This window comes from Serratia sp. LACPHL-BACT-2024-00286 (assembly GCF_043109535.1).
In the GTDB taxonomy this organism is placed as follows: Bacteria; Pseudomonadota; Gammaproteobacteria; order Enterobacterales; family Enterobacteriaceae; genus Serratia; species Serratia sarumanii.
Genome location: NZ_JBICNA010000003.1, coordinates 596258 through 620251, shown reverse-complemented (window position 1 = coordinate 620251; position 23994 = coordinate 596258). Strand labels below are relative to the sequence as shown.

The window sequence follows — 23994 nt, the reverse complement described above, 5'->3', positions numbered from 1 at the left end:
GCTTAGCCGGCGTTCGCATGGATCACGTCGGCGATCAGCTGATTAACCGGCGCCAGGTTCAAGGCCAGCGCGTCGCTCTGGTACAGCGGTTTGTCGCGCACCACGTCGGCCAGCACGCGGCCGTCCAGGTTGGCGGTGTCGACGGTCACCAGCGTCGAAAGACCGATGCGCAGCGGATGGTCGGCCACCTGCTTGGCGTCGAGCTCAATACGCACCGGCAGACGTTGCACCACTTTGATCCAGTTGCCGGTGGCGTTCTGGGCCGGCAGCAGCGAGAAGGCGCTGCCGGTGCCCATGTCGATACCGGCCACTTTGCCCTGATACACCACGTCGTCGCCGTAGACGTCGCTGACCACCGTCGCCGGCTGGCCGATGCGCATGTTGGCGATCTGGGTTTCCTTGAAGTTGGCGTCAACCCAAATGTGATCGGCCGGCACCACCGCCATCAGCGGCGAACCGGCGGCGATCTGCGCGCCGACCTGCACGCTGCGGCGCGAGACATAGCCGGTAATGGGGCTGATCACTTTGGTACGCTGCAGCGCCAGCCAGGCGTCGCGCATTTGCGCGGCGGCCTGTTGGATCGCCGGCTGCTGTTCCAGCGGGGTATTCAGCACCATCGCCTGGTTGGCGTTGTATTGCTGCACCGCCACTTCCAGCGCGGCCTTGGCGCTGTCGACCGCATCGCGAGCGTGTTGCAGCTCTTCGCGGCCGATGGCGTCAACGCTGCCCAGTACCACGCGGCGCTTCAGATCGTTCTCGGCCTTGCTCAGATCGGTCTTGCGCAGGGCGATGTTGGCCTGATATTGCTTGCTGTTGATGATCAGCTGGTGGGTCTGGCGCACGCTGTTGGCCAGGCCGGTCTTGGCGCGTTCAAACGCCTGCTCGGCATCGGTCGGATCGAGCGTCAGCAGCACGTCGCCCTGCTTGACGTAGTCGGTGTTGTCGAAATTGACGCTGTTCACGCTGCCGGACACCTGGGCCATGATCTGCACCTGGTTGCCGGAGACGTAGGCGTCGTCGGTTTCCTGGTGATGACGCAGCACCAGGAACCAATACACTAAGTAAGCCACCCCTATAACAATGAAAATAACCGTCAGCAACAGCAGCCAAAATTTACGCTGCTTCTTTTTGCCGCTCGGCTGCTGCGGGTTTTGGATTTCCGCGCTTGCGCTCATGGTGTTCTCCAAGCCTTATATTATTATGCTTTCGAATCCGCTGCGGCCGGGGCCTGATAGCCACCGCCCAGCGCACGGATCAGTCCTATCTTCGCCTGCAGTAAGTTGCTGCTGGCATTCAACTCCGCCTGTTGCTGCTGCAATAGCTGCGTCTGGCTGGTCAACAGATCGTCGCGCCCGATAATCCCTGCCTGGTAACGGGCGTTGGCGACCTGATACACCTGTTGCATCGACTGGGCCGCGGACGCCGCCTGCAGCTGCTGTTGCGCAGAACTCTGCTGGATGGTGATGGCGTCGGCGGTTTCCTGTACCGCATTCAGGATGGTTTGGTTGTAGGATTCCACCGCTTCGTCATACAGCGCGGATTCCTCGCCCAGCTTGCTGCGCAGCGCCCCGGCGTGGAAGATCGGCAGCGAAATCGCCGGCATCACGTTCCAGGCCTGGCTGGCCGCTTCAAACAGATTCGGGCTGGTGCCACTGGTATTGGTGGTCATCAGGCCGGCGAAGGCTGAAATGGTCAGGCTGGGGTAAAACTCTTTACGTGCGGCGCTGACGCGCTGGCTGTAAGACTCCACCAGCTGGCGTTGCGCGGCGATGTCCGGGCGTTTGCCCAGCAGATCCGCCGTCAGCTCGCCTTGCGGCGCCATCAGGTTGTCTGCGGGCAACGGCACCTGACGCAGGTGCTGCATGGCGTTCGGCCCCTGGCCCGCCAGCGCGGCGAGTTGGTGCCGGAGCTGCTCGATCTGCGACTGCAGCTGCAGGATCTGCTGCTTGGCGACGTCGGACTGCGCCTGGGTTTGTTGCGGCACGTCGACGCCGGTCAGGCCGGCCTGATAGCGCTGTTGGCGCAGCGCGGTCAGGCGCTCATTGTTGTTCACTTCCTGCTGCAGCAGCTTCTCGAGCGCCAGATTGCTCTGCAGCTGATAGTAGGCGGACGCCACCGAGCTGGTCAGCGTCAGCGCCGCCTGTTCCTGCTCGGCGCGCGCGGCGTTGACCTGCGCTTTGGCGGCGTTCACCTGGTTGCGGTATTTGCCCCACCAGTCGAACTCGTACGCCAGGTTCAACCCCAGCGAGTTGGAGCTTGAATAGATCGGTTTATGCGGATACCCCAACCCCATATTGACGTTTTGCGGCACGCGCTGGCGCTGGGTGCTGGCGTTCAGATCCAGGTTCGGCCCGTTGGCGGCGCTGGCTTCGCCCACCACGCTCTGCGCTTCGCGCACGCGGGCGGCGGCCTGCCGCAGGGTCGGCGAGCTTTGCAGCGTTTGCGTCATCAGGGTATCCAACTGCGGATCCTTGAGGGCGCGCCACCACTGCGGGCTGACGGCCAGCGAACTGACTTTCGGCTGAGCCAACTGCAGGCTCTGCGGATCCATCAGCGTGGATTGCGGGGCAATATTATCGGTCGAAGCACACCCGGCCAGCAGCAACACGGCGAACAGCGGGGTGAATCTCCAGTTAAATGGGGATCGCATAATAGGTACCTGAACAGAAATTGTGAATTAGGGTAACTGTTCTGTGATTTCCATTTGATCCAGACGTGCCAGCAATTTGCGCGTCAGCTGTTCCAGCTGTTTTTGCTCATCGTCGGTCAACGTGGACCACAGGAAATGCAGACATTGGTGCTGCGGCGGCAGCAGTTGACTGAGAAACTCTTCCCCCTGCGGTGTCAGATGCAGATGCAAGCAGCGGCGATCGTTGTCGCTTTCCCGGCGCTCGATCCAGCCGCGTTTCTCCAGCTCATCGGCGATGCGGGTCGCATTGGTGCGCGAGGAGCCCAAGGCAGAGCTTAGCTCAGAAGGTTGGATGCTGTGGCTCTCCTGCGCATCCAGGGTAATCAGCGCCATAAACAGTGTTTCGTTAATCCCCTGCGCCTTGAGCATCTTATTGCGGTTTTCCAGCAGCTTGCCTTGCATGTGCATGCACAGGCGGGTCAGCAGGATTTCCTGATAAGGGAAATCTTTCTGCCGCGTGGCGCGGAAATTCAGCATTTGTTCTATGGGGGCAAACGAGCTTTCCATAATTTAGGGCCTCATTAATTTCGTTCGAGATAGTAACGACGGTGACTAATAATGTAAATGTTCAGCCGTGCGGATAATTTAGCAATTCGTGTCATTTGTCAGTGTTTGTAAAGATGTGGCGCCTGAAAACGCCAAAGTGAAGCCAAACGATCGGAGCGGCGTCAGCCCGGACCGAAAAGCATTAACAGCTTTAATGTGACGCCAAAGGCCGTCGCGCCGAGCAGCGTCGACAGAATGATGCTTTTGCTGCGGTAGAAGCACAGCGCCAGCGCGGCGAACCCCACCAACGTCGGCAGCAGCTTGTCCGGTTCGCGCATCACCACCGGCGTGCTGGAGACCACCAGCAGGGCGCAGATCGAGGCGATGCCGATGCTGTCGAGCAGCAGGGCGGTTTTACCGCGTTTGAGGCCGGGCTGGGCGCGCGCCGGCGCCAGCCGCAGCGGCAGATAACGGAACAGGTAATTGGCGCAGCCCACCACCAGACCGATCGCCAGCACATCAGTGTTCATGGGGGGCCTCCGCAGGGGCTGGCTGGAACAGGGCGGCGACGCAACCGGCGCCGATGCCGGCCAAAATGGCGACCGGAATGGAGAACAGCACTACGCCGAGCAGCGCGCCGGCCAGCGCGGCGGCGATAGTCAGGCTCTGCGGGCGGCGGAAGGCGGCCAGCAGGAAGCTGAGAAACAGCGCCGGCAGCATGAAGGCCAGCGAGGCTTCGATCACCGGGAACTGCTCCAGCGGGCCGTTGCCGAACAGCGCGCCGAGCGCGGTGCCGGCCACCCAGGAGAGCCAGGAACAGAGCGCGATGCCCAGCATCCAGTTTTCGCTCCAGCTGCGGTTATTGCGCATCAGCCTGGCGGTCGCGGCGGCGAAAACTTCATCGGTCAGGCCAAAGGCCCACATCGCCGTTTTGCCGGGCGACATGCGCGAGACGATGCGGTGACGCAGCGCCGGGCCGTACAGCAGGTGGCGCACGTCCATCGCCATCACCGTCAACGCGGAGACCCACAGCGACATTCCGGCGCTCAGCAGGGCGGTGATCACGAACTGGCTGGCGCCGGCGTAGATGATGCAGGAGAAGAAAATGCTTTCCAGCGGGGAAAAGCCCAGTTTGACGGCGCTGAGGCCGAAGGCGAACGCCACCGGGACATACCCGATGACGATCGGCAAACTGTCGACGACGCCGTTGGCGAAGGTGGCGCTGACGGCGGGCGGATTGAGGCTGTCTGCAGCTTGGCTTTGCATGGTTGTGGGTCGCAGGGTAGATAGGACTTCAATAGTTTATGGCCAGAACATTACCAGAGAGTAAGTAATGTTTATACCCTGCACCGCTAATAAATTTCTTAAGTTACTATTTGCACGATAATCAGATTGTCGCCGGCCCCTGCGGATCGTGGTGCTTGCCGAGCCACCAAGTCAGCAGGTTGAGCAGGCATAACACCCCGCCGGCGGCGGCCACGCCGTACCAGCCGGCATGCTGATACGCCGAGGCGGAGAGCAGTGAACCGAGGGCGCCGCCGATAAAGTAGCTGGTCATGTAGCCGGCGGTCAGGCGGTTGCGCGCGTCCGGCATGATGCGGTACATCACGCTCTGGTTGGTGACGTGTACTGCCTGCACCGCCAGATCGAGGATCAGGATGCCGGCGATCAGCGCCCACAGCGATTGTTTAGCCAACGCGATGGGTATCCAGGATAGCAGCAACAACACCAGGCCGACGGTGGTGGTCAGCCCGGCCTTGCCCTTGTCCGCCAGATGCCCGGCGCGTGAAGCGGCCAGCGCCCCGGCGGCGCCCACCAGGCCGAACAGCCCGATCACCCCCTCGGAGTAGTTGAACGGCGGCGCGGCGAGCAGAAAGGCCATGGAGGTCCAGAGCACGCTGAAGTTGGCGAACGACAGGGCGCCGAGGATGGCGCGGGTGCGCAGCAGCGGCGTGCGGCAGAACAGGCTGAAGATCGAGGCCAGCAGCTGCGGGTAGTTCAGCCCGGAGTGCTGCTTATAGCGCGGCAGCGCGCGCCACAGGATCAGCGCCATCAGGATCATCAGCACGCTGGCGACCCAGTAGATGGTGCGCCAGCCGCCGAACGACGCCAGTGCGCCCGCAACGGTGCGCGCCAGCAGGATGCCGAGCAGCAGGCCGCTCATGATGATGCCGACGGTCTTGCCGCGCTTTTCCGGGTGAGCCAGCGTGGCGGCCAGCGGCACCAGGATCTGCGCCACCACCGAGAACAGCCCGGTGAGCGCGGTGCCGAGGATCATCATCGGCAGCGTGGCGGAGGTGGCGGTGATCAGCATACCCCCGGCGGCCAGCAGCGTCATGAAAACGATCAGCCCGCGGCGCTCGAACATATCGCCGAGCGGCACCAGCAGCAGCAGGCCGGTGGCGTAACCGAGCTGCGCGGCGGTGACGATAAAGCCGGCCTGGTTGACCGACAGATTGAAGCCGGTGGCGATGGTTTCCAGTAGCGGCTGCGCGTAATAGTTGCTGGCGACCGCCAGGCCGGTAGCGATGGCGATCAGCACGGTCAGCGCCGGGCTGAGGCCCGGGTGGACGTTTTGTTGGTTCATGATTTTTTCATCACGGGAAGAAGATAGCGCGCAGTATCCGGCAATGCGTCTGCGGAAACCAATGTATAATTTTCATTTGATTTATCTCATTTCAAGATAGATGCCATGAACCTGAAACAGATCCGCTATGCGCTGGCGGTGGCGGAGGAACAGAGCTTCACCCGGGCGGCGCAGCGCTGCCATACGGTGCAGTCGGCGCTCAGCCACCAGATCGCCAAACTGGAAGAAGAGCTGGGCTGTACGCTGTTTGAGCGCACCTCGCGTCGGGTGCGATTGACCCCCGCCGGCCAGGCTTTCATTCCCTCGGCGCAGCGGCTGCTGGCGGCGCAGCAGGCGCTGGTGGAAGAGGTGACCGCCGCCGGGGATGCGGTGTCCGGCACCTTGACCATCGGCACCATTTCAACCATAAACGCGATTGATCTGACCGAAAAGCTCGACAAGTTTCATCGCCACTATCCGGCGGTGAACATCCGCCTGTACGTCGGCATGAGCGAAGCCCTGCTGGAGGACGTGCGTCAGCAGAAGTGCGATATGGCGTTCGTCGGCATCTGGCCCGGCGACGTCGATTTGCTGCCGATGTCGCACCGGCAGTTGACCGATGAGCCGCTGGTGGCGTTGGTAGCGCCGCAGCATCCGCTGGCCAACCGCGAGCGGGTGAACCTGCAGGCGCTGGCGGAAGTGCCGCTGGTGGATTTCTACAGCGGCACCGGCGCGCGGCGCCAAACCGATCGCGCCTTCCAGGCGGCGGGCATCCGCCGGCACGTCAGTTTTGAAATCGATCATATCGAATGGTTGGAGAATCTGGTGCGGCGCGGATTGGCGGCGGGCATCGTACCGATCTCGACCGCGCAACGCCTAAGCACGCTGGTGTCGATTCCGATTGAAGACGGGCCGCGACGCCAGGTGTATTGCATCTGGCCGCAGCCCTTGTCAAACGCCGCCGCACGTTTTTTACAGTTCAGCGGCATCGATATGGCGGGGTAGGGGGCGGCGGATGCGGCGCCCCCGAGCGGTTACGGCTTCGCCGCCTCGGCGGCGGTTTTCACCCAGCCGTCGAAGGTCGCCTGGTGCGCCTTGATCCAGCCGTTGACGTGGTTCTGGATGTCGGCTTCCGAAGCCTGGCCTTCATGCATGCGCAGGTTTTGCGCGTTGATGTCGGCGATCGGCAGCTTCATGATGGCGAACAGCTTGGCGGCCGCCGGATTGGCTTCGGCCCACTGCTTGTTGGCGGCGATGCGCATGGTGTTGACCGGGAAGCCGTAGTTGGCGCCGTTAGGCAGCTTGGTGTCGACGTTCTTCTGCTCGCCCGGCAGGGAGGAGAACGGCACCTGCAGCCAGACCACGTCGCGGCCCGGCACCATCACATCGCTGACCCAGTACGGCGTCCAGGTGTAATACAGCACCGGTTTGCCCTCTTTGTAGCGGGTGATGGTGTCGGCGATCATCGCCGCGTAGTTGCCCTGGTTGTGCTCGACGGTGTTGCTCAGGCCGTAGGCCTTGATGTGGTGGTTGATCACCGCTTCGCAGCCCCAGCCCGGGGTGCAGCCGGTCAGATCGGCCTTGCCGTCGCCGTTGGTGTCGAACAGCTTGGCGATCTTGGGATCCTTGAGCTGCTCGACGTTGGTGATGTGGTATTGCTCGGCGGTCTTCTTGTCGATCAGGTAGCCCTGCGCGGCGCCGTTGACGTAGACGCCTTCGCGGTAGAACTTGGCGTCGCCGCCGGCGGCCTTGTACTGATCGGCGTGCAGCGGATCCCAGTTGACCGCGATAAAGGTCGCGTCGCCGGAGGCGATCGAGGTGTAGGCGACGTTGTAATCCACTTCACGCGGTTCCTTCACGTCGTAACCCAGTTTTTCCAGCGCCTTGCTGACCAGCAGCGTCTGGAAGGTCTCTTCGGAAATGGTGCTTTGCACCGGCTGTACCGCGATCCCCTTGCCGGGTAAATCTGCCGCGCTCACGCTCTGTGAGCCAATCAGCGTCGTCAGGGCGAGAGCCCAGATGCCCGTAGTGCGCATAGTGTTTCCCCTTTTTTCGATGTGGTGGTGTCATAGCCCGCCGGGGCCGCAGCCGCCGGCGGGAAAAGCGTCAGGCTTGTTTGATGAACGGGCGAGTCAGCAGCCCGATGGGGCCGCGGCGGTACCAGCGGCCGATGCCTTTGCTGCGGCGATCGCGCCCCAGCGATTGGGTGAGGCGATCGAGAATGATCGCCAGGATCACGATGCCGACCCCGCCGACGGCGGCCAGGCCCATGTCCAGCCGGCCGATGCCGCGCAGCACCATCTGGCCCAGCCCGCCGACGGCGATCATTGAGGCGATGACCACCATCGACAGCGCCAACATCAGCGTCTGGTTTACGCCGGCCATGATGGTCGGCATCGCCAGCGGCAGCTGTACCTTGAACAGCAGCTGGCGCGGGCTGGCGCCGAAGGACTCGGCGGCCTCGATCAGATCTTCCGGCACCTGCTTGATGCCGAGAATGGTCAGGCGCACGATCGGCGGCAGCGCGAAGATAATGGTCACGACCACGCCCGGCACGTTGCCGATGCCGAACAGCATGACGATCGGCACCAGATAGACGAAGGCCGGGGTGGTCTGCATCGCGTCGAGCAGCGGTCTAATCACCTTGGCGGCGTGCTTGCTGCGCGCCAGCCAGATGCCGAGCGGCAGGCCGATAAGGATGCAGAAGAACAGTGCGGTCAGCACCAGCGCCAGCGTGACCATCGCCTGCGACCAGGCGCCGATGGCGCCGATGGCGACCAGGGAGAGCAGCGTCGCGGCGCCCATGCCGAGGCCCGAGACCTGCCAGGCGAGCAGCGAGAACACCAGAATGGCGATCGGCGCCGGCATGCCCAGCAGCAGTTGCTGGAAGCCGCTCAGGATCATGTCGACCGGCACGCGGATGCCCTGGAACAGCGGGCGGAAGTGCAGCACCAGCCAGTCGATGCCCTGCGTGACCCAGGTATCGAACGGCACCCAGGCCTTGTGGAACGGATCGAGCAGGCTGAAGTGTTCCGGCTGCGCCGGGGCGCTGCTGAGCCAATCGGCACCTGACGCGGCGGCGTCATGGGTGGCCGGCGGCGGCGCGCTGGACCAGGCGTCGCCGGCGTTGGCGGCGGCATCGTTTGCGGGTGCGGCGCCGGTATCGGCCGGTGCGGTAGCCCAGGGATCTTGGGTTTGCGTAGTATCACTCATTGGCGGAGCCCTCCTTGTCCAACGCCTGCAGCAGCATGGCCTTGGAGATGATGCCGAGATAGTTATGTTCTTCGCACACTACCGGCACCGCGCACGGCGCCTGGGCGACCAGGGAAATCAGATCGCTGAGCGGCGTGTCGGCCGGCACGGCGGCAGGAGCCTCGAGCAGGGCATCGTCCAGCGTTTGATTGGCGGACAGCGCCTTTTTCAGCGACTCTATCGACACCACGCCGATAAATTTCTTTCCGCGTTCAACAACATAACCATAATCACGGTCCTCATCGCGCAGCAGCTGCAGCGCCGATCGGGGGCCAAAACCGGGGGTTTTGCGGATCAGCGTCACCGGGCGCCGTTGGGCGATATCCTTGGCGCTGAATACGTGACTGATGTCCACGCCGCGGAAGAAGGTGCGCACATAGTCGTTGGCCGGGTTGTTCAGGATCTCGTCCGGCGTGCCGACCTGGATCACCTCACCGCCCTGCATGATGGCGATGCGATCGCCGATGCGCATCGCTTCGTCCAGATCGTGGGAAATAAACACGATGGTGCGCTGATGCTGGGCCTGTAATTTCACCAGCTCATCCTGCATTTCGGTACGAATTAACGGATCGAGCGCCGAGAAGGCTTCGTCCATCAATAATATATCCGGGTTATTGGCCAGGGCGCGGGCTAATCCCACGCGCTGGCGCATGCCGCCGGATAATTCATCCGGATAAGACAGCGCATAATTCTCCAGCCCGACCTGACGCAGGGCATCCAGCGCTTTTTCCTGGCGCTCCTGCAGCGGTATGCCGGCTAATTCCATACCGAAGGCGGTGTTATTAATGACATTCATGTGCGGCATCAGCGCGAATGACTGAAATACCATGCTGATCTTATTTCGCCGCACGGTGCGCAGCGCCGCGTCGGATATTTTGGCGATGTCCTCACCGTCAATCAGCACCTGGCCGCGGGTGGGTTCTATCAGACGATTGAGAAGGCGTACCAGGGTGGACTTGCCGGAACCGGAGAGCCCCATGATGACAAATATCTCGCCTTCTTCAATGGCCAGAGTGGCGTCTTTTACGCCGAGCGATAAGCCGGTTTTTTCAAACAGCCGATCTTTTGTCAGACCTTTATCCAGCAGTTTGAATGCGCGTTCCGGGTGTTCGCCAAATATCTTATACAGGTTCTTTACTTCGAGTTTAATTGCCATGCAATTTGCTGTTTCCTCTGGTTTAATTAACGCGTTATGGGCTGTCCTTAGCAAAATAAAAGAGCTTTTTACCCTAACACAGTGAATATCTGAGGCAACCCTCAATGTCATTTAAATGGGATATTAGTGGTTTACATCAAGGTTTTAATTAGTTATGGTAATTTGGCCCGTGACTCAAAATTGACGGCCATTATTTGCCATAATGGTTTGGTTTTTGGGGAAATAATACGGTGTGGCGCCGAGAAATATTTGGGCGCCGCGCCTGCCGTTCGGATAATAAAAAACCCGACCAGAGGCCGGGTAAAAGTCATCAGTATTTCATCAGTTTTAACGACAGGTGCCGATATCGAGGGGGATATCGTCGGGCGTTATGTTATCGCCGTAATATGACAGCCAGATGGCAGCCTCAGGCCTTGCGATACAGCCGCCGCGGATGGCCGATATTGCCGTACAGCATCTCTACCCGCACGAACTGGGTGGCGACGCAATATTCCAGATAACGGCGGGCGGTGGTCTTGCTGATGCCGACCTGCTCCACCACGTCTTCCACCGCATGCGCCACCGCCGGCTGGGCGATAAACAGCGCCTGCACCAGCTCGAGGGTATTGGTTTCGATGCCTTTGGCGCTTGGCTCGCTGGAGAACTGCTTCGACTGCAGGTTGTACAGCGCATCGACGTTGTCCTGATCGATGATCTTGAAGGTGCGCTGGGTTTGCACGAACTGCATGAAGCGTTCGAGCGAATTGCGCAGCCGCTTGTAGGATACCGGCTTGATGATGTAGTCGAAGGCGCCGTTGCGGATCGCCTGGCTGCAGGTGTGCATGTCGCTGGCGGCGGTGATGAAGATCACCGAACAGGCGGGGTTCTTCACCGCCGGCTCTTCCATCAGCTCGATGCCCTGGCCGTCCGGCAGAAAGTTATCCAGCAGGATCAGCCGCGGCTGATGCGCATTGGCTTTGGCCCGCGCTTCGGCCAGCGTGGCGGCGTAAGCCACCACCCGCAGGTTGAAATTTTTCTCGATGAACTCCGCGTGCAGCGTCGCCAGTTGCGGCTCGTCTTCCACGATCAGAACGTCCAGTGCTTGGTGTGACATAATCGGGTGCTCAAAAAATCGGGTTATGGGTTTTATTTAGGGATAAATATAGAGAATATCGCGCCGTGCGGCTCGTTGTCCGACACTTCTATGCTGCCGTGCGCCTGCGCCACGTGGCTGGCGACCAGATGCAGGCCGATGCCGTGGTCGCTTTTATCCGCTTTGGTGGTGACGCCCTGTTCAAACAGCGTATCACGAATCTCCTCGGCGATGCCGGTGCCGCGATCCGCCACCTCGATCACCAGCTCGTCGCTGCCGTCGCTGATATAAAGCTCGATCGCGTCGTGCGGGGCCGGGCAGTGCAGCGTCGCCTCCACCGCATTATCCAGCAGGTTGCCGACGATCGACATCAGTTCGGTCTCATTCAGCGCCGCCGGGATCTGCCGCAGCTGGCAGGCCGGATCGAAGCGTAGCTCGATGCCTTTTTCTCTGGCGCTGGAATATTTGCCCAGCAGCAGGCCGCACAGCGCCGCCGAACTGAAGCGCTGCGAGATGAAATCGAGGATCTCCTGCGCGCCCTCCGACTGGGCCTCCACGTAGCGGATGGCCTCGTCGTAGCGCTGCATATGCAGCAGCCCGGCCAGCGTGGCGGTCCAGTTCAGCTGTTCGTGGCGCATGATGCGCAGGTTGTCGGCATAGCGTTTCACCTGGCTGAGCTGGCTGCTCAGGGTATTGATGTCGTTCTTGTCGCGGAAGCTGATCACCCAGCCTTGCAGCTCCTGCTCCTGCATGATGCGCACTCGGCTGGCGATCACCCGCACGTGATTGAAGCGGCACACCTCGTCGTGCGTATCCTGGCCCAGCTGCGCGGCGGCGAAGAAGTTCGGCTGCGCCTGAATGACGTCGCCGATCGGCCGGCCCAGCAAGCCGGCGGCGGGTTGGTGCAGATCCAATAGCTCGCGCGCCGCATGGTTGATGGTGATGATCCGCAGCTCTGGATCGATGGCGATCACCCCTTCATAGATGGCTTCCAGCAGCGCTTTTTGCTGGCGCACCAGCAGCGCGATCTCTTTCGGCTCCAGCCAGAACATCTGGCGCTTGAGGTTTTTCGACAGCAGCCAGGAAAAGACGAACAGGGCGATCAGCAGCAGGACGATGGAGCCGATAATTTGCGTCAGCGTCCTGGCATTTAAATTATCGATGTGCGATTTCAAATAGCCGACGGAAACGATGCCAATGACGCGATTATTTTCATCCAGGATCGGCGCCTTGCTGCGCAATGAAACGCCGATGCCGCCCTTGCGAATGGAAATAATGCTTTTCCCTTCCAGCACCTCTTTATTATCGCCGCCGATCATCGGTGTGCCCAGGCGGCCTTCATATTCGGAATGATAAAGATGGCGGGCGTGATTATCGCCGATGACGATATAACTGGCGTCGCTGCTGGCGCGGATTTTTTTCATCAGCGCGGCGATTCTGGCGGCGTCGTTGTTTTCCACCGCATCGACCAGCGAAGGAATGAGGGCGATTTCCCGCGCCTGCACCTGCGCGCGGGCGCCGAGATCGCGGTGCAGTTGCGCATCCAGCTGGTAATAGGTGTAGGCGCCGATGCAGGTCAGCAGCAGGCAGGAGAAGGCCACCAGGCACAGAAACAGCTTGATTTGAAATGAGAGTTTGAGCCGCATGGCGGAGCTTCACCGTAAAGAGATCCTGAAGCCTTACCCTATCACGAGAAGCGGGGTCTGTAATATTGCGCCCGATCAACTTGTGATCCCTCACACGGGATTAGAGTGAACCGGACGAGAATTGTTCGTCTGCGATAAAGTTGATAAGATTTAAAATAAAAACGGCATTAACACCATTAAAACCACGCCGGTTTTTACATAATCTTAATTAACCCCATAGAAACCATAACCACCATTAAAAACCCTTTTTAACTTTGAACATAATCACAGCAGATAATCCGTGCGCTTCTCTATGATGGCTGAACAAACTAATAAGAGGCCAGATTATGAGCACAACAGATGATTCTTACCTCGTAGCCAAAGACAAGGCCGCCGATATTACTCTGCGTGAGAAATGGTGGCGGATACTGGACAATTATAAAGTAGGGATTATTCCGTTACCGTTCTTTATTCTGGCCGGCGTATTGATTCTGCTCGACTGCCTGGAAGGCAAGCTGCCAAGCGATATCGTGGTGATGGTGGCCACCCTGGCGTTCTTCGGCTTCGCCTGCGGCGAATTCGGCAAACGCCTGCCGCTGATCGGCAAAATGGGCGCGGCGGCGATCTGCGCCACCTTTATTCCTTCCGCGCTGGTGCACTACGGTTTGCTGCCGGACGTGGTGGTGGAGTCGACCACCAAGTTCTACAAATCGACCAACATTCTTTATCTCTATATCTGCTGCATCATCGTCGGCAGCATCATGAGCATGAACCGCCAGGTGCTGATCCAGGGCTTCCTGCGCATCTTCATTCCGATGCTGTGCGGCGAGATCGTCGGCATGCTGGTGGGGATGGGCGTCGGCATGGCGCTGGGCCTGGAGCCGTTCCAGATCTTCTTCTTCCTGATCTTGCCGATCATGGCCGGCGGCGTGGGTGAAGGGGCGATCCCGCTGTCGATGGGCTACGCGGCGATCCTGCACATGGAGCAGGGCGTGGCGTTGGGGCGCATTCTGCCGATCGTGATGCTCGGTAGCCTGACCGCCATCGTCATCGCCGGCCTGCTCAACCAGTTGGGCAAGCGTTATCCGCACCTGACCGGCGAAGGCAGCCTGATGCCGAGCAAGCAGGGCGACAGCGACATGAACGCGGTGGAAAAAATCAGCGGTAAGGTGGACGTCAGCACCATCGCCTGCGGCGCGCTGCTGGCCATCCTGCTGTATATGGTGGGCATGTTGCTGCACCGCCTGATCGGCCTGCCGGCGCCGGTGGGCATGCTGTTCGCCGCCGTGGCGGTGAAGCTGGCGCACGGGGTGTCACCGCGCATTCAGGAAGGCTCGCAGGTGGTGTACAAATTCTTCCGCACCGCCGTGACCTATCCGATCCTGTTCGCGGTCGGGGTGGCCATCACGCCGTGGCAGGAGCTGGTGGACGCGTTCACCGTACAGAATCTGATCGTGATCGTCACGACCGTCAGCGCGCTGGTGGCGACCGGTTTCTTCGTCGGCAAGAAAATCGGCATGCATCCTATCGATGTGGCGATTGTCTCCTGTTGCCAGAGCGGGCAGGGCGGCACCGGCGACGTCGCGATCCTCACCGCCGGCAACCGCATGTCGCTGATGCCGTTCGCGCAGATCGCCACCCGAATCGGGGGCGCTATCAACGTCTCGCTGTCGCTGCTGGTGTTGGCCAAGTTCTTCGTATAACTCCTATAAATCCTTAGCGTTACTTTGCCTTTCCCCGCCCCCGCGGGGATTTTTTTGCCCGCGCGCCGGCCGTACGCGCGGGCGGGGTGGATGGGAGTTATGCCGCCTGTTTCATGGCGGCGTCGTACCAGGCGAAGTAGCGCTCTACGCCGCGGCGGCCGGATTCGATCAGCGCGCGTTTTTTCTCCTCGCTGATGTCGAAATCCAACGTGTTGACGTCGAGCGTGTCGACATACACGGTGCGTTTCCAGTCGTCGCTGTCCAGGTGCACCTTGGTTTGGATGTCCAGCATCACGTTGGCCACCGCCAGGGTGAAATCAAACAGGTTGTTGACCTGCGTGCGCGGGCCGGCCTGCCCGGCGGCCTGGGCGATTTCGCCGGCGGAGTCCAGGCGAAGGCCCAGCGTGCGGGTGTTGATGCGCTGGCTTGAAGCGTCGATGTAAGGCGGCGTGGCGGAGAAGTCATAGTCGAACAGCCGCACCGGGTAGTTGTCGATCATGCCGCCGTCGATGCACAGGTCGCCCAGGGTGTTGTTCTTCGCCACGAAGGCGAATGGGAATGACATCGAAATGCGCAGGCCGTCCGCCACTTTCATGCGCGGCGTAGTGCGATGCGAATAGACCTCGCGCTGGCCGCTGTTGAGGTTGGCGCCGATAAAGTAAATCGATTTGAACCCTTTCGCCGCTTTCATCGCTTCGAACTGCTCGAAGGTAATATCCGGCTTGCCGGTATATTGCTTGATAATATCGCGCGACCATTGATAGAAATAATCGCCGGGCGCGATGCCGTATTGATTGAACAGGCGATAGGCATCGTGGAGCGTACCGAAAAAGCCGCCGTTATAATCGAGGAATTTTTTAAAATCCATCGCCGACAGAATTTTGGTTACGTCGGCCGAGCTGCAGCCCAGGCCGACCAGCAGCGCGGCGATAGCGCCCGCCGAGGCGCCGGAGGTTTGCTTGATCTGTGGCATGATGCCTTTGGCTTCCAGCAATTCCAGCGCACCGCCATAGGCGATGCCTTTTACGCCGCCGCCTTCAAAGACCAGATTTTCGAATTGATAGTTCATGATATTTCCTCACTCTTGGTTTAGGGAGTAAGAAAAATAACCAAGTGGCGAGCGAGAAAATATTGATTGGGGTTGTGTGAGTCGGCAAACAAAACTATTCATAATAAATATATTATTTATATATTTATTAAAGGCATTTATTAAACAGGCGCATCGGGATTTTTGCGTCAATACTTAGCGCTGTTCAATTCTCGCAAGGAGTCATCATGTTCTGGAAACGTTGTCTGCTGGGCGCGGCGCTGGCCGTTATGTCATTACAGGCCGGCGCTGCCGCGCCGCAGGCCAAAACCCCGACGCCGGGAGTTTACCGCATCATGCTGGGCAGTTTTGAAGTGACCGCGTTGTCTGACGGTATCATTCGCCTGCCGGCGGACAAACTGTTGCTGAACACCACGCCGCAGCAGATCGCCGCCGGGTTGGCCGAGCGGCATCAAAACCTGCCGGTGGTCACCTCGGTCAATGCCTATCTGATCAATACCGGCGACAAGCTGGTGATGATCGACAGCGGCGCCGGCCAGCTGCTGGGCGACGGCCTGGGCAAGCTGGTGGATAATCTGCGCGCGGCGGGCTATCAGCCTGAGCAGGTGGATGAGATCTACCTGACTCATATGCACCCGGATCACCTCGGCGGCCTGACGCACGACGGCAAGGCGGTATTCCCCAATGCGGTGGTGCGCGCCGCCAGCCAGGATGCGGACTTCTGGCTGAGCGCCGACCGGTTGAAACAGGCCAAGGCGCAGAACAAAGGCAATTTCGAAAAGGCCATGGCGGCGATCAAGCCTTACCAGGCGGCGGGGCACTTTAAGCCGTTCAACGGCGACGGCGAGCTTTCGCCGGGCATCGCCGCCTTTGCCGCTCACGGCCATACGCCAGGCCACAGTGTCTATCAGGTGACCAGCCAGGGCAAAAAGCTGCTGTTGCTGGGGGATCTGATCCACGTGGCGGCGGTGCAGATGCCGCATCCGAAGGTGGCTATCAGCTTTGACAGCGACGCCAAGGCGGCGGTCGCTCAACGGCTGCGGGTGTTCAGCGACAGCGCGCGGCAGAACGAGCTGGTGGGCGGCGCACACCTGTCGTTCCCGGGATTGGGCTACCTGAACCGCCAGGGAGAAGGGTACAGCTGGGTGCCGCTGAATTACGGCGCGTTGTAACGGGGATGGCCGTCCGTTGGGCGGCCATCGAACGAGTCCAGACGCATTGTTCGATAATTTGGGATGATGATGCCAGACAATCGGGGCTTATTCGCCGCGATAAAGAGTGCATGATTAACGTTACCCTCGTCGTTTTCTTTAAGGATCTCCGATGAACCAGAAAACTCCCCCCGTCGCTATCGTCACCGGCGCATCGCGCGGCATCGGCGCCGCCATCGCCGGGCGTCTGGCCGCCGACGGCTTTACCGTCATCATTAACTATTCAGGCAACCCGGCGCCGGCCGATGAGCTGGTGCGCAAGATAGAACAGCGCGGCGGCCGCGCCTTGAGCGTCAAAGCCGACGTCAGCGATGCATCTGCGGTCGCCCGGCTGTTCGACAGCGCCGAACAGGCGTTTGGCGGCATCGACGTGCTGGTCAATAACGCGGGGGTAATTGCGTTGGCGCCGGTGGCGGACATGCGCGATGAAGACGCGGATCGCCTGATCGACATCAACCTGAAAGGCAGCTTCAACACGATGCGTGAAGCGGCGAAGCGCCTGCGTGACAACGGCCGTATCATCAACTTCTCCTCCAGCGTGGTGGGGCTGCTGCAGCCGGGTTACGGCATGTATGCCGCCAGCAAGGCGGCGATCGAGGCGTTGACCAGCGTGCTGGCGAAAGAGCTGCGCGGCCGCAATATCACGGTAAACGCCGTCGCGCCGGGGCCGACCGCCACCGGTTTGTTCCTCGATGGCAAAACGCCGGAGCTTATCGATCGGCTGGCGAAGATGGCGCCGCTGGAGCGGCTGGGAACGCCGGACGATATCGCCGCGGCGGTGGCCTTCCTGGCCGGCACCGACGGCGGCTGGATCAACGGCCAAACCCTGCGCGCCAACGGCGGCATCATCTGATTGACGACGCGCCGCCGCCGGATCGGGTATCCTGTGGCGGCACACATCACATCAAGGGCGGTTTATGGCGGGCGACAATCAGCAATCCCAGCACGGCGTAAGATCGCCCTGCGTCAGCCTGTGCCGCATCGACGACGAAACCCAGCAGTGCCGGGGATGTCGGCGCACGCGGGCGGAGATCGCCGCCTGGCCGACCGCCGGCGACGCGGAGAAACGCGCCATCTGGCGGCGGCTTGAGCTGCGTGCGGCCTTCAAGCAAAACACATAGTCGCGGGAGCACGACACGTCGCACTCCCGCGAAAGCCTTTTCCTGATACGGCCAGCCAGTCCTCAGAAATCCCAGTCCTCATCCTCGGTGTTGACCGCCTTGCCGATGACGTAAGACGAACCGGAGCCGGAGAAGAAGTCGTGGTTTTCATCGGCGTTTGGCGACAATGCCGACAGGATAGCCGGGTTGACCTCCGCCATCGCCGGCGGGAACAGCGCCTCATACCCGAGGTTCATCAGCGCCTTGTTGGCGTTGTAGTGCAGGAAGGTTTTCACGTCTTCCGTCCAGCCGACGCCGTCGTACAGCTCCTCGGTGTAGCGCACCTCGTTGTCGTACAGATCCTGCAGTAGATCGAAGGCGAAGTTTTTCACCTGCCGGCGCCGTGCGGCGTCCACTTTCTCCAGCCCTTTTTGGAATTTATAGCCGATATAGTAGCCATGCACCGCCTCGTCGCGAATGATCAGGCGGATCAGATCGGCGGTGTTGGTCAGCTTGGCGCGGCTTGACCAGTACATCGGCAGGTAAAAGCCCGAATAGAACAGGAACGACTCGAGGAACACGCTGGCAACCTTCTTCAGCAGCGGATCGTCGCTGCGATAGTGCGCCAGAATGATGCCGGCCTTCTTCTGCAGCGCGCGGTTTTCCTCGCTCCAGCGGTAGGCGTCGTCTACGTCCGGCGTTTGGCACAGGGTGGAGAAGATTGAGCTGTACGAGCGGGCGTGCACCGCCTCCATAAAGCTGATGTTGGAGTACACCGCCTCTTCGTGCGGCGTCAGCGCATCGGCGATCAGGGCCGGCGCGCCGACGGTGTTCTGGATGGTGTCCAGCAGTGTCAACCCGGTGAACACCCGAATGGTCAGCTGCTGCTCCTTCGGCGTCAGCGTGGCCCAGGAGGGGATATCGTTGGACAGCGGCACCTTCTCCGGCAGCCAGAAGTTGGAGGTCAGGCGGTTCCACACCTCCAGATCCTTGTCGTCTTCGATGATGTTCCAGTTGATGGCGCGCACCAGCGGCGCCGATGTTACGGTCGTCATAAGTTGCCTCACAGCGCGCAGGACACGCAGCCCTGCACCTCGGTGCCTTCCAGCGCCATTTGGCGCAGGCGGATGTAGTAAATGGTCTTGATGCCTTTGCGCCAGGCGTAGATCTGCGCGCGGTTGATATCGCGGGTGGTGGCGGTATCGCGGAAGAACAGCGTCAGCGACAGCCCCTGATCGACGTGTTGCGTGGCGGCGGCGTAGGTATCGATGATCTTTTCCGGGCCAATCTCATAGGCATCCTGGTAATACGCCAGGTTGTCGTTGGTCATGTAGGGCGCCGGGTAGTAAACGCGGCCGATCTTGCCTTCCTTGCGGATCTCGATGCGTGAAACGATCGGGTGGATGCTGGAGGTGGCGTTATTGATGTACGAGATGGAACCGGTCGGCGGCACCGCCTGCAGGTTCTGGTTGTACAGCCCGTGCAGCATCACCGACTGGCGCAGCGCGCGCCAGTCGTCGCGGTTCGGAATGGCGATGCCGGCGGCGGCGAACAGCTCGCGCACCCGCTCGGTCTGCGGCAGCCAGTCGCGCTCGGTGTACTTATCGAAGTACTCGCCGCTGGCATAGCGGGAATGCTCAAAGCCGTCGAAGGCGCCGCCGCGCTCGATCGCCAGCCGGTTAGAGGCGCGGATGGCGTGATAGGCCACGGTATAGAAATAGAGGTTGGTGAAGTCGATGCCTTCTTCCGAGCCGTAGAAGATGCGCTCGCGCGCCAGGTAACCGTGCAGGTTCATCTGGCCCAAACCGATGGCGCGGGCGCTGCGGTTGCCTTCGGCGATCGACGGCACCGAGCGGATATCGCTCATGTCGGCCACCGCGGTCAGCGCGCGGATCGCGGTCTCGATCGCCTTGCCGAAGTCCGGCGCGTCCATGGTTTTGGCGATGTTCAGCGAGCCGAGGTTGCAGGAGATGTCCTTGCCGATGCGATCGTAGCTCAGATCCTCGTGATACGTGCTGGCGCGGTTGACCTGCAGGATCTCCGAACACAGGTTGCTCATGTTGATCCGCCCGGCGATCGGGTTCTCCCGGTTAACCGTGTCCTCGAACATCACATAGGGGTAGCCGGATTCGAACTGGATCTCCGCCAGCACCTGGAAGAACTCGCGCGCGTTGATGCGCGACTTGCGGATGCGCTTGTCGTCCACCATCTCGCGGTACTTCTCGCTGACGGCAATCTCCGAAAACGGCACGCCATACACCCGTTCGACGTCGTAGGGCGAAAACAGGTACATCTCTTCGTTGTTCTTCGCCAGCTCGAAGGTGATATCCGGGATCACCACCCCCAGCGACAGCGTTTTGATGCGGATCTTCTCGTCGGCGTTTTCGCGCTTGGTGTCGAGAAAACGCAGAATGTCCGGGTGGTGGGCGTTGAGATACACCGCGCCGGCCCCCTGGCGCGCGCCGAGCTGGTTGGCGTAGGAGAAGGCGTCTTCGAGCATTTTCATGATCGGAATGACGCCGGAGGACTGGTTCTCGATGCGCTTGATCGGCGCGCCCACCTCGCGAATATTGCTCAGCATGAAGGCCACGCCGCCGCCGCGTTTCGACAGCTGCAGCGCGGAGTTCACCGCCCGGCCGATCGATTCCATATTGTCTTCGATGCGCAGCAGGAAGCAGGAGACCAGCTCACCGCGCTGGCGTTTGCCGCAGTTGAGGAAAGTCGGCGTGGCCGGCTGGAAGCGGCCCGAAATCATCTCCTCCACCAGATCCTGCGCCAGGGCGGTGTCGCCCGCCGCCAGCGTCAGCGCCACCATGCACACCCGGTCTTCGTAGCGTTCCAGATAGCGCTTGCCGTCGAAGGTTTTGAGCGTATAGCTGGTGTAGTACTTGAAGGCGCCGAGGAAGGTCTCGAAGCGGAATTTTTTGGCGTAGGCCTGCTGAAACAGCTGCTTGATAAACGGGAATTCGTACTGCGCCAGCACCTGCGGCTCGTAGTAGCCTTCCTCCACCAGATAGCGCAGCTTTTCCTCCAGGTTGTGGAAAAACACGGTGTTTTGGTTGACGTGCTGCAGGAAGTAGTGCCGCGCCGCCAGCCGATCTTTATCGAACTGGATCCGGCCTTCCGCATCGTAAAGATTGAGCATCGCGTTGAGCGAATGGTAATCCAGCGCGCCCGTTTCGGGCCTGGTCAGTTCTGTCGTTGCCAAAATGCGGTTACTCCCTGTCTAACGTTTTCAACGTCTTGCGTAGTGCCGAGCAGCTCAAAGCGGTATAAAAAAGGCACCTGGCATTTTTTGGCGATGATGTCGCCGGCGATGCCGTACGCCGCGCCGAAGTTGGTGTTCCCGGCGGCGATGACGCCGCGCAGGTATGAACGGTTTTGCGGAACGTTGAGAAAGCGGATCACCTGGATCGGCACCGCGCCGACGGCGCTGCCGCCGCCATAGCTGGGTACGATCAAGATAAAGGGGTGTTCCATCAGCAGCTTGCTGCGGGCGCCGGCGATCGGAATGCGGATCGCCGGCAGGCCCAGTTTCTCAACGAACCGATGGGTGTTCTCCGAGCTGCTGGAGAAATAAACCAGCGGATTCATCGGCGGGCCTCAGCAGGTGAGCGCCAGCGCGCCGATCTTGTCCGGCCGGAAACCGGACCAGTGATCGTCTCCGGCGATAATTACCGGAACTTGCTGATAACCTAAGGATTTAACGTGGTTCAGCGCCTGCTGATCCTGGGTGAGATCGACCACCTGATAATCAATCCCCTGTTTATCAAATGCGCGATAGGTGGCGTTGCACTGGACACAGTCCGGCTTACTGTAAATAATAATGCTCATGATTCGCATTTACCTTTAGGCTGAAGGAAAGGCGGACAAGTCAGATAACGGAGCATTGTTCCTGGCGTTTCTGACGGCGTTATCAACCGAACGACATTCCCTGCGGCTGACCTATAAAATACTATATGTTGATATTTATTTTATCAACCACGCCATATATGGTGTTTTGTAAGGATGAAGGCGCAGACCGCGCCGGGGCTGGAAAAGGCGAGGGAAAAAATTTTTGCGGGTGAGAAATTCCCCCCTCTCAGTGCAGAGGGGGGAAGAGAACGCATTACTGGCGCATGCTGACCGCCAGCCGGTTGAAGGCGTTCATGATGCTGATGGCGAAGGTCAGATCGGCGATCTCGGCATCGCTGAAGTGCGCCTTCAGCGCCTCGAAAGCGCTGTCCGGCGCGCCGGTGGCGGCGATCAGCGTCACCGACTCGGCCCATTCCAGCGCGGCGCGCTCGCGCTCGTTGAACTCATGGCTGACGCGCCAGCCCGCCAGCGTATCCAGCTTGGCATGGCTGAAGCCGCTTTCGCGCAGCGCTTTGCCGTGCATATCCAGGCAGTAGGCGCAGCCGTTGATCTGCGAAACGCGCATAAACATCAACTCGATGGTCGCTTTGTCCAGGGCGCCTTTCTCCAGCGCCATCAGCGCGCTCACCATATTTTTGTACGGGGCGGGCGCCAATTCGGCATAGTTCAAACGTTGCTTAATCATGGTCAACCTCAATCGGTAGTAACGAAATCATGGCGCTACTTTAGCGGCCTTATGGTCTATGCTATAGGGCCATAAAATGATTATTTAACCGGGCCATAATGCCATCTTTCCTGACTTCGCTGCGGCTGGACAGCCGGCTCGCCGAACCGCTGTACCGGCAGATTTACCTGCGGATTAAAGACGCCATCGCCCAGGGCAGCCTGGCGGCGGGCAGCCGGTTGCCCTCGGTGCGCGGGTTGGCGAGCGATCTGGGCGTGGCGCGCGCCACGGTGGAAAGCGCCTACGCGCAACTTATTGCTGAAGGTTTCTTGCAGAGCCGCGGGCAAGCGGGCACCTATGTTTCACCGCAGCTGCCGCACGTGCCGCCGGGCGCGGTATCCGCCGCGCCGCCGCTGGCGGCGATAGCGCCGGATCCGCTGCAGCCGCAGGGCATGCTGCAGCCTTTCCAGCTGGGCGTGCCGGCGCTGGATGCGTTTCCGCGGGCGCTGTGGCAGCGCATTGTCGCCCGCCGGCTGCGCGCTTCCACGGTGGCTTCCCTGGCGCTGCCGCCGGCCGGCGGCCTGCCTGAACTGCGTGAGGCGATCGCCCATTATCTGCATTTGTCGCGCGGCATCAGCTGTCGGCCGGAGCAAATTTTCCTCTGCGCCGGTTATCCGGCGCTGTTGGACTGGGTGGTGGAGACGCTGTTGCACGCCGGCGACGCGGTATGGATAGAAGATCCCGGCTATCCGGTTACGCGCCCGCTGTTGCGGGCCGCCGGCGTCAGGCCGCTCGCCGTGCCGGTGGATGAACAAGGCATGGACGTGGCCGCCGGTATGCTGACGGCGCCTGAGGCGCGGCTGGCGGTGGTGACGCCAACCCATCAAAGCCCGCTCGGCGTCTCGCTCAGCCTGGCGCGGCGCATGGCGCTGCTCGACTGGGCGCAGCAGCGCGGGGCCTGGATCCTGGAAGATGACTACGACAGCGAGTTTCGCTATCACGGGCGGCCACTGCCGCCGCTGAAGAGCCTCGACGTTCAGGGGCGGGTGCTGTACGCCGGCACCTTCAGCAAAACGCTGTTCCCGGCGCTGCGCATGGCTTATCTGGTGGTGCCCGTCGGTCTGACGGAGACATTCGCGTGCAGCAGTCGGCTGCGTGGCTGCGGTTGCCCGCCGCTGCTGCAGGCCGGCGTGGCGGATTTTATCCGGCAAGGGCATTTCTACCGCCATCTGAAACGCATGCGGCCGCTGTACCGCCAGCGGCGCGAGTGGCTGACGCAGGCGTTGGAGCGGCAGCTGAGGGCGTGGCTGAGGGTGGTGCCGCAGCAGGGCGGCATTCAGCTATTGGCCCGGCTACGTGACGGGGTGGCGGATACGCCGTTGGCGGCGCAAGCCTGGCAACTGGGGTTGGCGGCGCAGGCGTTGTCGGACTGGCGAATCGATCATCCTGCGGGGCAGGGGTTACTGCTGGGGTTTGCCAATTTCACTCGGCAAGAGGAGACGGAACGGGCGGTGCAGGGGCTGGCGCAGCTGTTCAAACGCCTAAATTAAACGGCCCGCGATTTCCG

The 23994-nt window shown here is 60.9% G+C and carries 24 protein-coding genes; 7 read left to right on the top strand and 17 right to left on the bottom strand.

What is annotated here, in order from left to right; all coding sequences use genetic code 11:
• Positions 1–2 precede the first annotated feature (2 nt).
• From emrA to ACF8MC_RS12645, 6 genes are all read right to left on the bottom strand, one after another.
• Positions 3–1175 carry a multidrug efflux MFS transporter periplasmic adaptor subunit EmrA gene (emrA, locus tag ACF8MC_RS12670; RefSeq protein WP_033649764.1) on the bottom strand — a complete coding sequence of 391 codons (1173 nt, stop codon included), beginning with the start codon at positions 1173–1175 and terminating at the stop codon, positions 3–5.
• A 23-nt stretch (positions 1176–1198) separates the two neighbouring features.
• Complete coding sequence (locus ACF8MC_RS12665; protein ID WP_033635706.1) at positions 1199–2650, bottom strand: efflux transporter outer membrane subunit; 1452 nt, start codon at positions 2648–2650, stop codon at positions 1199–1201.
• Positions 2651–2677: 27 nt separating this feature from the next.
• The gene (mprA, locus tag ACF8MC_RS12660) at positions 2678–3196 is read right to left on the bottom strand and encodes a transcriptional repressor MprA (RefSeq protein ID WP_004928879.1); all 519 of its coding nucleotides are present in this window, start codon (positions 3194–3196) and stop codon (positions 2678–2680) included.
• A gap of 161 nt (positions 3197–3357) precedes the next feature.
• Complete coding sequence (gene ygaH, locus ACF8MC_RS12655; protein ID WP_103773066.1) at positions 3358–3705, bottom strand: L-valine transporter subunit YgaH; 348 nt, start codon at positions 3703–3705, stop codon at positions 3358–3360.
• Entirely contained in the window at positions 3695–4441 is a 747-nt protein-coding gene (locus ACF8MC_RS12650; RefSeq protein ID WP_033649769.1) for an AzlC family ABC transporter permease, read from the bottom strand. Before ACF8MC_RS12650 ends, ygaH begins: the two co-directional genes overlap by 11 nt.
• Before the next feature lie 121 nt (positions 4442–4562).
• Complete coding sequence (locus ACF8MC_RS12645) at positions 4563–5762, bottom strand: MFS transporter (RefSeq protein WP_033635700.1); 1200 nt, start codon at positions 5760–5762, stop codon at positions 4563–4565.
• A 105-nt stretch (positions 5763–5867) separates the two neighbouring features.
• Between ACF8MC_RS12645 and ACF8MC_RS12640 the strand changes: the two genes are divergently transcribed.
• Positions 5868–6746, top strand: a complete 879-nt coding sequence (locus ACF8MC_RS12640; protein ID WP_033649770.1) for a LysR family transcriptional regulator — start codon at positions 5868–5870, stop codon at positions 6744–6746.
• Between the two features lie 29 nt (positions 6747–6775).
• On the opposite strand, the gene proX is transcribed toward ACF8MC_RS12640, so the two are convergent.
• From proX to proV, 3 genes are all read right to left on the bottom strand, one after another.
• Positions 6776–7777 carry a glycine betaine/L-proline ABC transporter substrate-binding protein ProX gene (gene proX / locus ACF8MC_RS12635; RefSeq protein WP_033635697.1) on the bottom strand — a complete coding sequence of 334 codons (1002 nt, stop codon included), beginning with the start codon at positions 7775–7777 and terminating at the stop codon, positions 6776–6778.
• Positions 7778–7847: 70 nt separating this feature from the next.
• Positions 7848–8954 (bottom strand): glycine betaine/L-proline ABC transporter permease ProW, encoded by a 1107-nt coding sequence (proW, locus tag ACF8MC_RS12630; protein ID WP_033649771.1) that lies wholly within the window; start codon positions 8952–8954, stop codon positions 7848–7850.
• On the bottom strand, positions 8947–10149 hold the full coding sequence (gene proV / locus ACF8MC_RS12625) for a glycine betaine/L-proline ABC transporter ATP-binding protein ProV (protein WP_033649772.1): 1203 nt from the start codon (positions 10147–10149) through the stop codon (positions 8947–8949). Before proV ends, proW begins: the two co-directional genes overlap by 8 nt.
• Before the next feature lie 126 nt (positions 10150–10275).
• On the opposite strand from proV, the gene ACF8MC_RS12620 reads away from it, so the two are divergent.
• On the top strand, positions 10276–10539 hold the full coding sequence (locus ACF8MC_RS12620) for a hypothetical protein (protein ID WP_126171105.1): 264 nt from the start codon (positions 10276–10278) through the stop codon (positions 10537–10539).
• 16 nt (positions 10540–10555) lie between these two features.
• Here the strand turns inward: ACF8MC_RS12620 and ACF8MC_RS12615 are convergent, their stop codons facing one another.
• Entirely contained in the window at positions 10556–11242 is a 687-nt protein-coding gene (locus ACF8MC_RS12615; RefSeq protein WP_033635694.1) for a response regulator, read from the bottom strand.
• A 32-nt stretch (positions 11243–11274) separates the two neighbouring features.
• Positions 11275–12867 (bottom strand): sensor histidine kinase, encoded by a 1593-nt coding sequence (locus ACF8MC_RS12610; RefSeq protein ID WP_039568659.1) that lies wholly within the window; start codon positions 12865–12867, stop codon positions 11275–11277.
• A 326-nt stretch (positions 12868–13193) separates the two neighbouring features.
• On the opposite strand from ACF8MC_RS12610, the gene ACF8MC_RS12605 reads away from it, so the two are divergent.
• Complete coding sequence (locus ACF8MC_RS12605) at positions 13194–14549, top strand: 2-hydroxycarboxylate transporter family protein (RefSeq protein WP_392423408.1); 1356 nt, start codon at positions 13194–13196, stop codon at positions 14547–14549.
• Positions 14550–14646: 97 nt separating this feature from the next.
• Here ACF8MC_RS12605 and ACF8MC_RS12600 read toward each other — a convergent pair whose 3' ends face one another.
• Entirely contained in the window at positions 14647–15618 is a 972-nt protein-coding gene (locus ACF8MC_RS12600; protein ID WP_043147847.1) for a patatin-like phospholipase family protein, read from the bottom strand.
• Positions 15619–15824: 206 nt separating this feature from the next.
• On the opposite strand from ACF8MC_RS12600, the gene ACF8MC_RS12595 reads away from it, so the two are divergent.
• The 3 genes from ACF8MC_RS12595 to ACF8MC_RS12585 all read left to right on the top strand — a co-directional run bounded on the left by ACF8MC_RS12595 (position 15825) and on the right by ACF8MC_RS12585 (position 17929).
• On the top strand, positions 15825–16769 hold the full coding sequence (locus tag ACF8MC_RS12595; protein WP_048321887.1) for an MBL fold metallo-hydrolase: 945 nt from the start codon (positions 15825–15827) through the stop codon (positions 16767–16769).
• Between the two features lie 151 nt (positions 16770–16920).
• Positions 16921–17661 carry an SDR family oxidoreductase gene (locus tag ACF8MC_RS12590; RefSeq protein ID WP_164105133.1) on the top strand — a complete coding sequence of 247 codons (741 nt, stop codon included), beginning with the start codon at positions 16921–16923 and terminating at the stop codon, positions 17659–17661.
• A gap of 64 nt (positions 17662–17725) precedes the next feature.
• Positions 17726–17929, top strand: a complete 204-nt coding sequence (locus ACF8MC_RS12585) for a DUF1289 domain-containing protein (RefSeq protein WP_033654334.1) — start codon at positions 17726–17728, stop codon at positions 17927–17929.
• Positions 17930–17991: 62 nt separating this feature from the next.
• Here ACF8MC_RS12585 and nrdF read toward each other — a convergent pair whose 3' ends face one another.
• From nrdF to ACF8MC_RS12560, 5 genes are all read right to left on the bottom strand, one after another.
• Complete coding sequence (nrdF, locus tag ACF8MC_RS12580; RefSeq protein ID WP_033635683.1) at positions 17992–18963, bottom strand: class 1b ribonucleoside-diphosphate reductase subunit beta; 972 nt, start codon at positions 18961–18963, stop codon at positions 17992–17994.
• Positions 18964–18971: 8 nt separating this feature from the next.
• The gene (gene nrdE, locus ACF8MC_RS12575) at positions 18972–21116 is read right to left on the bottom strand and encodes a class 1b ribonucleoside-diphosphate reductase subunit alpha (protein WP_072265932.1); all 2145 of its coding nucleotides are present in this window, start codon (positions 21114–21116) and stop codon (positions 18972–18974) included.
• Positions 21098–21502 carry a class Ib ribonucleoside-diphosphate reductase assembly flavoprotein NrdI gene (gene nrdI / locus ACF8MC_RS12570; RefSeq protein ID WP_033649781.1) on the bottom strand — a complete coding sequence of 135 codons (405 nt, stop codon included), beginning with the start codon at positions 21500–21502 and terminating at the stop codon, positions 21098–21100. Before nrdI ends, nrdE begins: the two co-directional genes overlap by 19 nt.
• A 9-nt stretch (positions 21503–21511) precedes the next feature.
• Positions 21512–21742, bottom strand: coding sequence for a glutaredoxin-like protein NrdH (gene nrdH / locus ACF8MC_RS12565; protein ID WP_033635681.1), 231 nt, complete (start codon positions 21740–21742; stop codon positions 21512–21514).
• A 274-nt stretch (positions 21743–22016) separates the two neighbouring features.
• On the bottom strand, positions 22017–22448 hold the full coding sequence (locus ACF8MC_RS12560) for a carboxymuconolactone decarboxylase family protein (protein WP_041036428.1): 432 nt from the start codon (positions 22446–22448) through the stop codon (positions 22017–22019).
• A 95-nt stretch (positions 22449–22543) separates the two neighbouring features.
• Between ACF8MC_RS12560 and ACF8MC_RS12555 the strand changes: the two genes are divergently transcribed.
• Positions 22544–23977 (top strand): PLP-dependent aminotransferase family protein, encoded by a 1434-nt coding sequence (locus ACF8MC_RS12555; RefSeq protein ID WP_164105185.1) that lies wholly within the window; start codon positions 22544–22546, stop codon positions 23975–23977.
• Positions 23978–23994 lie beyond the last annotated feature (17 nt).